We start from the raw sequence: 10,049 nt of genomic DNA, 5'->3' as shown, positions 1-10,049 counted from the left end.
CTGGCGACGACCAACCGAAACAACCAGCCGAACCGCTTCGTCCCGGAACTCCTGCGTAAATCGTTGCTGCTTCATCAAAAGCCCTCCAAGGCCAGGAAACCCTCTCCACTTTTGCGAAGCAAGTCCACCTATCCCCACGCGTGTGGGGGAACCAGCACCTGCGCCGGGGACAGCTTGATCCCGTGGGGCCTATCCCCACGCGTGTGGGGGAACCACGCGGCGCCTAGCGACAAGGGCGACGAGCATGGGCCTATCCCCACGCGTGTGGGGGAACCCCTCAGTTGCTCCAGGCGCCTCGGTCGAGGGTGGGCCTATCCCCACGCGTGTGGGGGAACCGGGCGCCATCCACACAGGCGCTCGCCCTTTTCGGGCCTATCCCCACGCGTGTGGGGGAACCAAGTTGGTGTCTTTAACCATGGAATAGCCGAAGGGCCTATCCCCACGCGTGTGGGGGAACCCTGTACCTTACGGCCGAGCGCTTCGCCGGCATGGGCCTATCCCCACGCGTGTGGGGGAACCGTCATCGCCGGCTTGGCCGGCCTTGGCATCTGGGGCCTATCCCCACGCGTGTGGGGGAACCTTCCGACCACCGGCTTTGCTCGCAAGCTGTACGGGCCTATCCCCACGCGTGTGGGGGAACCGCAATGATCGCCAGCAGCCGCGGGCATTCGTGGGGCCTATCCCCACGCGTGTGGGGGAACCCGGATGCTGTCCGTGATCGCACGGGACTGCATGGGCCTATCCCCACGCGTGTGGGGGAACCGGGTTGAGAGGCGTCGAACGAGGAACATTATCGGGCCTATCCCCACGCGTGTGGGGGAACCGATACGTCTCGTGTATATCGTCGCGATCTGCCGGGCCTATCCCCACGCGTGTGGGGGAACCTATGCGCGCGGCCGACGGCTCGATTGTCGTCGGGGCCTATCCCCACGCGTGTGGGGGAACCCGCGCTATCGTTCGGTGGCGCTGGGCGCTTCCGGGCCTATCCCCACGCGTGTGGGGGAACCTTCCTTATGCCTATCCTCAGGTCGATCCTGAGGGGCCTATCCCCACGCGTGTGGGGGAACCGGCCGCGCCTTGCCGCTGCTGTCCGGCATCGGGGGCCTATCCCCACGCGTGTGGGGGAACCCAACAGGGACGGCAACGGGACGTTCTTCTGCAAGGCCTATCCCCACGCGTGTGGGGGAACCGGCGTCGACTGATGAGCCGGAGACGGGAGTGAAGGCCTATCCCCACGCGTGTGGGGGAACCAGACACAGGGCCGACCTGTGCAGGATCGTAAAGGGCCTATCCCCACGCGTGTGGGGGAACCAAGGCAATAGCTTCTTTATCGGACTGGCCGTGGGGCCTATCCCCACGCGTGTGGGGGAACCCCTAGGGCCCAAGATGCTGATTCCTATCGACAATGTCAAAGAACAATGGAGGGTTCAGTCAAAACCCTTCATTTCCGGCAAGGGCCGGCGCACCAGCAGCATGGCGTCGTGCGGCACGATATCCTTCGGCGGTTCGCCGAGCGCCAGCAGGCCGAGGCCGCCATTGGCGGAGCTGTCCACCCATGTCATGACGATGCTGCCACGCCGCAACTGGCCGTGCCAGTCGCGCAGCACATCCCAGATCCGCGTGCGCACCCCCGCGCTCATGCGCGGATGGGCATAGACACCGGCCGACAGTTCCAGCATCGCCGAACCGAGAAACCCCCGGTAGCGCCCCTCGACATCGCGGGTGATCACAACCACCATCGGCATCAGGCGGGCGCCTCCGTGTCGGTCTCCTCGCCGGGGCCGATCAGCGACTTGATACGGTCGATCATCGAGGGAATGACCGAGCGCTGGCGAAACAGCAGCGCCGCACGCCGCCGGGTCAGCCGCTCGACCGCTTCGCCCGACTTGATCGCCTCGCGGGCGGCGCCGAAGGCGATGTCCAGCACCAGGTCGTGGCGGTAGAGGTCGGCGATGTCGAGCACGAAGGACTGGCCGGAGTCCTCGTGGATGAACCCGAGCTGCGGGATGGCGCCGAGACTGGCGACGGCGACCGAGGCGGCGGCGCGCATGGCGCTGGCCGCATGGTTGATGCCCTGATTGGGCAGGTCGCCGGAATTGGGATTGGCGCGGTCATAGTTGCGCCCCTTCCAGGGAACGCCGTGGCGTTCGGCGGCAAGCTGGTAGCTGCGCTTGATCCGCGCGCCTTCCTGCCCGCGCAGCACGTCGATGTCGCGGGTGCGGACGATCTCGCCGAAGCGGATGGCATACATGGCGCGGGCGACCTCCATCCGGGTACCGGGGTCCGACCACAGGCGGGCCTGCTCGCGCGCCAGCGCCGAACTGTCGGGCATCAGGGGAGGGGCGGTGTAGAAACGCACGCCGCCTTCGCCGATGGCCGCCAGCGCACAGCCATGCCGCGCCAGCAGCCGCAGCGCATCGTGGGTGACGCTCGATCCGGGGCCGAGCAGGATGATGGACAGCGACTGGTGCGGGATCTGGTAGTCGCCGGCGGCAAGCTCGCCGCCGCCGGCGGTCAGGAAGCGCAGGCAGCCATCCTCGACCTCAAGCCGCCCCCGGTCCAGCCAGACGAGGCCATGCCGGTCGGCATGGGGGATGCGGGCCTTTTCAAGCCCCAGACGGCCGACCAGCACCGCTCACCTCCCGGCCGGCCTGAGCAGCAACATGCCGTAGCCATAGGCGGCATGGCGCCCGACCCCGGTGGCGAGCAGGCGGGCGAAGGCGGTCGGATCACCGATCCGCAACTCGCCATGGAACGTCGCGTCGGGACCTTCGGAAACGGACGAGCCGCGCCGCACCCGCCGCCGTTCGAAGCCGACGAGATGCGTGCCGTGCACGATCAGCTCCGCGGCGTCCTTCAGCCGGTGCGCGAGCCAGTCGCGATAGACCTCCTCGCGGCGCAGCGGCGTCTCCGCGTCCGCCGGCGGGCCGTCGGGATGACGGCGGATCGCATCGACCAGGAAGGCGTCGACCTCGGCTTTCGCCGCGAAGGGCTTGCCGTCCGTCGCGGGGCCGGCCTGGGCGAGAGGCTTCAGCAGCCGCCGCACCGGGCGCACCCGCAGGTCGAAGGCCAGGCGGCGGCCGGTCTTCCAGGCGTCGGGCATGGTCTTGACCGCCAGCCGGTCGATGGCGAAGGCGGCCAGCGCTTCCGGCGCTCCGACCGCCGCCGCCGTGTCGCGCAGGTCCTCGCCGCTCCTTGGCGTGTAGGCGTAGAGCGTCGCCGCCCGCCCGCCGGGCGAGACCATCAGGCGGAAGGGTTGCAGCGCCTTTGGTCCGAAGGTCTCCCCGAGCAGGTGGTGCAGGGCGCGGCCTTCGTCGTCGCCATGGCCGCGATGGGCGGCAAGGCGGCGCAGATCCCGCAGGTGGACCGGCAGGCTGACCATGTTGAGGGGCTGGCTCATGCCGCGGCTCCTTCCATCCGGATCCGGCCCTCGACGACCTTGCGCGCGCCGCCATGCAGGCCGGTGCGCCAGTTGCGCAGGTCGGGCAGTTCGACGATGCGCTCCACATCGGCGCCGTCGACGGGGCCCTCGCCGAGCGGCCACAGCGCCCGCATCGCATGGGGGAGGGCGCGCGCGTCCCCCTCGCCGACCGGCAGGCGGCACAGCGCCTCGAAGGCTGTCTCCGCCGCGACGAAGCAGGAGAACAGCCCGGCGGTGGGAAGGCAGGGCTTGCGGCCGATGAAGAGCGGCCGGGCCGGACGCTGCAGCGCGTCGGCAAGCGCGTCGAGGTCCGGCGTCTCGTCGGCCGGCTGCAGCCGAAGGACGATGCCGACGCGCGCATCCATGTGGAAATCGCGCTGGCGGCGATGCGGGGCGCCGTAGCTGGCGCCGTCGCGCCCTTCCGGAACGCCGAACGTGGTCCAGCCTCTCTCGGTCTTCTCCAGCCGGGCGTTCTGCGTGTCGGTCAGCAGTCCGGCGGGGTTTTCCCGCTCGCGGCGGGCGGCGAAGACCAGGCGATCCTGGAGCGCCTGGTGTTGTTGCCAATCCGTCCGGCGCCAGCCGAGCGCATTGGCCAGCAGTCCGGTCAGCATCGAGGCGGCCGGAAAGTCGCGGGTGACGCCGACATGATCGATCCGCACGCCGCCGAAGGCGAGCAGAGGCGCTTCCAGCACAAGCGCGAGCCAGCGGTGGTCAGGCATCGGGAGCGGCCTCGACCCGGCCTGCCGCCCATTGCGCCAGATCCGCGAGCGACAGGCAGGCGAGCCCGCTGTCGGCCGGGCTTTCGAGCGGCGTGTCGACGGTGGAGAGATAGCGCCGCTGCTCGCCGGTCGCATACGCTCCGTCGATCTTCGCCAGGTGGGCGCTCAGCGCCGCGACGGCCGCGTCGGCATCATGCCGCAGGGCCTTGCGGAAGGCGGTGGCGAGCGAACGCGGCTGGCGGTCGCCGGCTTCCACCAGCATCAGGTCGGCGCGGCCGAAGGGGGCGGTGGAGCCGAGCTTGGCCCCCGGCGAGACCTCGGCGATCAGGTGCAGCAGGTTGTGCAGCACGCGCGCGGCCAGATCCCGGTCGCCACCGCAATTGCCGATCAGGCCCGGCAGATCGACCACCACATAGCCGTAGAACAGGCCGCAGGTGAGTTCGGTCTCCTGGATCGTGTCGGCGCCGCTGTCGTCCTCGTCGTGCTTGAGGTCGTCGACGGCGGTGAAATAATCGCCCTCCGCTTCCGCCGCGTGGACGGTGAAGGCATGGGCGACATAGACCGGCGCCTCGATATTGGCGGCCGGGTCGGACGTGACCATGCGGCCGAAAAGGGCGGCGGCGAGACCGCCGGGAACGGCGGTGTTCTCCGCCATCGCCTTGAAGTTCTTGTCCTTGACCCAGTCGGCGACGGCCTTCTCGGCGGCCTTGGCATCGGCCGAGGCGGCGGCGATCTCTTCCGCGCGGGCGGCGAGCCACTCGAGTTCCGGCTGGCCGAGCAGCAGCGTCTGGCGGCTCTTCTTGCCCTTGTCGGCGTTCTTGCCATAGACGAGCCGCTGGAACTCCGGCTCCAGCGCGTTGACGATCTCGTCCGGATAGCGGCCGCGCAGGGGCGCGATCACCTTCTCGGTGACCAGTTCGCGGGAGCGGAAGGACCCGACATAGCCGGCAAGGGTCTGCAGCGCATGCGGGTCGGTTTCCGCCATGCGCCAATGCCGCTTGAGGCATTGGGACGAGATGCGGGTGCGGTTGGTGCCGCCATAGGCGAGGCGCTTGGCCTGGCCGGTGTCGTCGCGGTTCAGCAGGGCAGCGGTGTAGGAATGCAGCGTGTGGATCTGCAGGAAGCGGGGCGCGGTCATCGGGCGGTGTCCTTGGCGTTGATGGCGGCCGCGTCGAGGCCGCGATAATAGGTTTCGGCGAGCTTGCGCAGGTCCCTGGGCGTGTCGAACCAGACCAGGCGGGCGATGTCGGTGCAGTCGATGCCCGCGGCGGACGCGCCGCCCGCCGCAAGCAGGCGCACCAGGCGTTCGAGCGCGTCCGCCCGCCCGCCGCGCGGCAGGGCGAGGAACCGGGCGAGCCGGGCCTCGGAGAGGCCGGCCTCGTGCAGCGCCCGGCCGAGCGCGTGCTCGGCTCCGGGCTTGTGGAACGGCACGCGGGTGGAGCGCGCGCCCTTCGGCGCCAACAGGGCGAGGAGACGCACGAGCCTCAGGTCGCGCGGTTCGCCCTGAAGGCCGCAGTCGACGGCAAGCTTCCAGAACTCCGGCTCGCCGGGGCCGTCCACCTCCATCCGGCGCAGGCGCGCGAGCTGGCCCGGATCGAGTCGCAGCATCGCGGCGGCGAGCCTGGCGACGGTGGCGGCGGGGCCGTCCGTCTCCCGGGCCGGCGGGGTTTCGGGGGGCGGTTGGGATGCGGGGTGGGCTGTCGGTTCAGGCGGCATCGCTGGCGGTCCTCCCTTGCGGGGCTTGCGGGAACAGCTCCGGCCACGCATCGCGCAGGGTGCGGGCGTAGAGCGCGCGGCGCGCCCGCGCCTCGGCGCGGTGGCGGTAGAGCGAGGGGGAGGGCATCGTCGGCAGGGCTTCGTCGAACAGCGCCCAGGCGTACTCCTTGAGCCGGGCCGCGAAGGCGAGCTCCGCCGCGCGTCTCGCCTCGGCGTCGGCCTCCTCGGCCTCGAAACGCGCCCACAGGTGCTCAAAGAAGATGTTGTCGGCGAAGCGGGCGAGACTGTCGCGCGCCGGGCGGGCGAAAGCATAGGCATCGCGCCGGATCCGCTCCCGCTCGCCCCCGGCGGCGGCCAGCACCAGCGCATAGGCGAGCGCCTTGTCGAAGGCGGCGACAGCTTCTGCCTGGGCCTTGGCCATCCGGTGCAGTTCGTCGCGAGAGGGACCGAGGGCGATCGCGGCCTTGCCGGCAACCGGAATGAGGCGGGACCTGTAGCCTTCGGTCTTGGAATTGCCCCGCGCCAGCGCCATGGCGACGATGGTCACGCCGGGGCCGCCGGCGCTCCCTTCGGCACCGGCCGGACGGGCCAGCGGCGGCACGGCCCAGGTGCCGGAAAACAGCAGCTCCATCAGCGTGGTATAGTCGAAGTCGCCGCCGGCGAGGGTGAAGCTCTTGGCCTCCGTCTTGTGAACCGGCGCCCAGGGGTCGCCGACCGCGCCCTTGAGGGACTTGGCGTCGATGCGGGCGGCGGCCGAGGTGCCCTTGACGCCGGCCAGCACGCCGTCCCGCAGGTGCAGGCGGACACGGCGGCAGACCTCGATGAACCAGATGTCGAGCTGCCGCGTGCGCAACTGCGCGCCCTCTGGCCAGGGCCGGGTCCAGGTCAGGCCGATGCCGCCCTGGTCCGGATAGTCGAGCGTGTGCCAGGCGGCGCGATTGCCCAGCAGCAGCCGGACGTCGCGGCGGACCCAGGCGCCGGGACGCGGCGCCATGTCCTTCGCCGAGGCGCCGCCGGCAAGGGGCGCCAGCGTCAGCAGCGCGCGCGAGGACGAACCGCCGTTCATCCGGGCGATGCCATGATTGCCGGCACCGCCATAGCCTTCGCCGGTCTGCAGCGCGACAAGCGCGAAGATCCAGTCTTCCGGGGCGCCCTGCCGGGCGATGGCCTGTTTCAGGTCGTGGTTGCGCGAGGTGATGAGCAGGTCGAGCGCGTCCGCCGTCGGCACGTCATTGGGGAGCTTCACCCCGTCCGGCACCGGCGGCTGCAGGAAGGCGGGCCGCGACCGGTCGTCGACGACGAGGCACCAGGGCTCGTCCTCGGGAAAGTCGGGGGTGAGGCCGCGCAGCAGCTCGCGCCAGTCGTCCTCGCTCTCCGGCATGTCGGCGAGACCGGCCCGGTGCAGCGCCAGCGCGGCGAGCTGCACCAGGAACATGTGCCAGAACATCGCCTGATGCGGGCGCAGCGCGGGAAAGCCCGTCACCGCATCGCGGGCCAGCGCCGCGAGCACGCCGGGCAGCGTCAGCGCGCCGCAAGGCTCGGCGGTGATCAGCGGACGGGAGAGGAGGTTCAGCGGGGCGTCGGTCATGTGGTCCTCGCAAGGCCAAGCCGGCCATACAGGAAGGGCCTGCCGCCGGCCTCGAAGCGGAGCGTGCCGTCTCCGGCGGGGGCCGGCCGCACCGGCTCGTCGGCGACGATGCCCTTGCTCCAGTGGGCGGGCAGGGTGATGCCGCCGATCATCCGGCCGAAGGGGCCGGGAACCGGCTCGGCGAAGCGGATCGATGCGCCTTCCGCCCCGAGCCGGGTGCGGATCTTTTCATCCTGGTCGGGAAAGAGGCCGATCTCGCTGAACGGGTCGGTGACCCGAAGCGCGACATGGCCGGCGCCGGCGGTGTCGGCGAGATCGCGGCCATACTGGGTGTTCCAATAGGCGGCCCAGGCCGGGCCGAGCTCGTCGCTCAGCGCCTCGAGCCGCTCGTCATGGGTGGCGCTTTCCACCAGCAGGCGGTTCATCCGCGGGATCACCCAGAGCGGATGATCGAGCACCAGCCGGCGGGTCAGCTCGCAGGCATGCAGGTTGCGATAGACGCCGTCGCCGTCGCGGAAGCTGCCGAGGCCATTCTCGAAGGCGGGGGCGACCAGATGAGCGAGCCCGCCGGCCGGGGAGAGCACGGCACAGCGCGGCGCCTCGAAGCCCGCCGGGCGGACAAGCGCATGCCGGTGCAGCCGGCCGATGCGCTGCAGCAGCACATCGGCCGGGCAGAGGTCGGTGACCAGCATGTCGCCGCAGATATCGAGGCTTTGCTCAAGGGTCTGGGTGCCGATGACGATGGCGCCGCCGGCGGGGCGGATGTCGGAGTTCGGCGAAAGGGCGGTCTCCACCGCGGTGTCGAGCAGCTCGCGATCCTCGGGCGCGAAGCGGGAATGATGCAGCGCCGGGCCGCCCTCCACCTGCCACAGCAGGTCCCGGCCGTCCGCCGCGATCACGGCCTTGAGCGTTGCGACGGCGGCGGCGACGGTGTTGCGGATGACGAGGACCCTGGCGCCGCGCCGGGCGGCATCGAGGGCGATTTCGGCGGCCTGGTCCGCCTCCCAGGACGGGGCGAGCGTCATGGCGACGGATTTCGCCCGGCCGTCGCCCTCGACGGCGTGGGGCGTCTGCCGGTGTCTGCCCCAGAGAGCCGGATAGGGCGTGTCGGCGGCCTGCGCGAAGGGCGGCGGCCGCGTCCTGGCGCCGCCGAGCCAGCGGCTGCGCGCCGAGGCGCCGAGCGTCGCCGACATCAGCAGCGCATGGCCGCCGCGCCCAAGGTGGATGTCGAGCAGCAGCGACTGGATCGCCGACATGTAGGGGTCGGAGGCATGGACTTCATCGATCACGAGAAGGGATCGCGACAGGGCGGCGCCGCGCAGATGCGCGTGTTTCACCTGCAGCGCGGCGAGCATCACCTGGTCGACCGTGCCGATGGCGATCGGCGCGGCGAGATAGCGGCGGCCGCTCTCCGCCGCCCAGCGGGCGATCGCGGCCTGCTCGCCCGGATCGTCGTCCCACAGCACCTTGAATTCGGGCAGGGCCCGCCCCGTGGCGGTGCCGGCGGCGAGATAGCCGGGCACGGCGAGCACCGCCTGCGGGGCGCCGTCGCCGAACAGGCGCCGCATCGCCGCGTCGACGCGGCCATGGATCTGCTTGGCCGCGGCGCGGGTCGGCAGGGCGAAATAGAGACTGTCCACCTGCCCGGCGGCGAAGAGCCGGGCGAAGCGCCAGAGCGCGGCTTCGGTCTTCCCCGAGCCGGTCTCGGCTTCCAGGATGACCAGCGGATCGTCGAGCGGCCAGTCGGACAGGGCGGCCTGCGCCGGGCGGGGCGCGCCGTGCCGAGACAGGGCCGTAAAGATCCGGTCCGGCGCCGGCATCGCCGCGCGCCAGGGCTCCGTCACGAGGCCGACCCCGGACAGCATGGTGCCGGCACGGGCGCGCGCCGTTTCGATATAGTCGGGATCGAGCCGCGCCTGGAAGGCGAACAGGCGCGCATCGGAGCCGAGCCAGTCGGCAAGCGACAGCAGGCCGCACAGGAGATGCTGAAAGTCCGGCGCATCGGGCAGGGGCGGCTGGCCGCTCGACGCGAAGGCGGGGGCGAACCAGCGCCGCAGGCAGGCACCCATCTGCGCGCCGGCGGCCAGCGGATCGTAACCGCTGGCGGCCACCGGCTGCCAGTCCCGCGCCGCGCCGGACATGTCGAGGGCGAACGGCCGGCCGTGATGGGCAAGGACGGCGAGCAGGAGATCCGGCCCGACGCCCCAGTCCAGCAACTCGCCCAGGCAAAGGTGCTCCGCCATGCGGCCCTGGAACGGCCGGTCCCTTGCCATGAAGATCGACGCGCCTTCGCGCAAGTGACCGCGCAGGGCAGCATGCCAGATCCCTTGCGGCCAGCCCTTGGCCTGGAAGCCGGGATGCAGCTTGCCGCAGTCATGCAGGAAGGCCAGCACGGCAAGCCGGCTGAGATCGGTCTCGGTCAGTTTTCGCGCCGCGGCGCGCTCCAGCCGCGCCCGCACCACCGGCAGGCGGACCAGCAGTTCGAAACAGGCCGCAACGTCAGCGCAATGGTGCAAGAGATGGTGGCGAGCCCCGTCTTGCAGTTTGCCCCAGGGCTCGCCAAGGTCAGTGTCGGTTACTGGCATGAAACGCCTAATGGAAAAAA

The 10,049-nt window shown here is 70.9% G+C and carries 8 protein-coding genes and 1 CRISPR repeat array; all 8 genes read right to left on the bottom strand.

Features of this window, described 5'->3' with window-relative positions; translation table 11 throughout:
• Positions 1-124 precede the first annotated feature (124 nt).
• Positions 125-1,373: a CRISPR direct-repeat array (repeat unit 29 nt; unit sequence GGGCCTATCCCCACGCGTGTGGGGGAACC).
• 54 nt (positions 1,374-1,427) lie between these two features.
• The 8 genes from cas2e to cas3 are packed head-to-tail and all read right to left on the bottom strand — an operon-like array spanning position 1,428 to position 10,029.
• The gene (gene cas2e / locus P2PM1_RS22305; RefSeq protein ID WP_186389325.1) at positions 1,428-1,745 is read right to left on the bottom strand and encodes a type I-E CRISPR-associated endoribonuclease Cas2e; all 318 of its coding nucleotides are present in this window, start codon (positions 1,743-1,745) and stop codon (positions 1,428-1,430) included.
• The gene (gene cas1e, locus P2PM1_RS22300; protein ID WP_186389326.1) at positions 1,745-2,632 is read right to left on the bottom strand and encodes a type I-E CRISPR-associated endonuclease Cas1e; all 888 of its coding nucleotides are present in this window, start codon (positions 2,630-2,632) and stop codon (positions 1,745-1,747) included. The genes cas2e and cas1e overlap by 1 nt, the downstream gene beginning before the upstream one ends.
• 3 nt (positions 2,633-2,635) lie before the next feature.
• Positions 2,636-3,400, bottom strand: a complete 765-nt coding sequence (locus P2PM1_RS22295) for a type I-E CRISPR-associated protein Cas6/Cse3/CasE (RefSeq protein ID WP_186400608.1) — start codon at positions 3,398-3,400, stop codon at positions 2,636-2,638.
• Positions 3,397-4,140 (bottom strand): type I-E CRISPR-associated protein Cas5/CasD, encoded by a 744-nt coding sequence (cas5e, locus tag P2PM1_RS22290; protein ID WP_186389328.1) that lies wholly within the window; start codon positions 4,138-4,140, stop codon positions 3,397-3,399. Before cas5e ends, P2PM1_RS22295 begins: the two co-directional genes overlap by 4 nt.
• Complete coding sequence (cas7e, locus tag P2PM1_RS22285) at positions 4,133-5,278, bottom strand: type I-E CRISPR-associated protein Cas7/Cse4/CasC (protein ID WP_186395016.1); 1,146 nt, start codon at positions 5,276-5,278, stop codon at positions 4,133-4,135. The genes cas5e and cas7e overlap by 8 nt, the downstream gene beginning before the upstream one ends.
• A complete protein-coding gene (locus P2PM1_RS22280) occupies positions 5,275-5,856 on the bottom strand; it encodes a hypothetical protein (RefSeq protein ID WP_186400607.1) in 582 nt (193 codons plus the stop codon). Before P2PM1_RS22280 ends, cas7e begins: the two co-directional genes overlap by 4 nt.
• Positions 5,846-7,444 carry a CRISPR-associated protein Cse1 gene (locus P2PM1_RS22275; RefSeq protein WP_186400606.1) on the bottom strand — a complete coding sequence of 533 codons (1,599 nt, stop codon included), beginning with the start codon at positions 7,442-7,444 and terminating at the stop codon, positions 5,846-5,848. Before P2PM1_RS22275 ends, P2PM1_RS22280 begins: the two co-directional genes overlap by 11 nt.
• Positions 7,441-10,029 (bottom strand): CRISPR-associated helicase Cas3', encoded by a 2,589-nt coding sequence (gene cas3 / locus P2PM1_RS22270; protein WP_186400605.1) that lies wholly within the window; start codon positions 10,027-10,029, stop codon positions 7,441-7,443. Before cas3 ends, P2PM1_RS22275 begins: the two co-directional genes overlap by 4 nt.
• Positions 10,030-10,049 lie beyond the last annotated feature (20 nt).

Source organism: Stappia sp. P2PMeth1 (assembly GCF_900185735.1).
GTDB lineage: Bacteria > Pseudomonadota > Alphaproteobacteria > Rhizobiales > Stappiaceae > Stappia.
The sequence above is the reverse complement of the archived record's forward strand: the minus strand, read 5'-3'. Positions and strand labels throughout refer to the sequence as shown.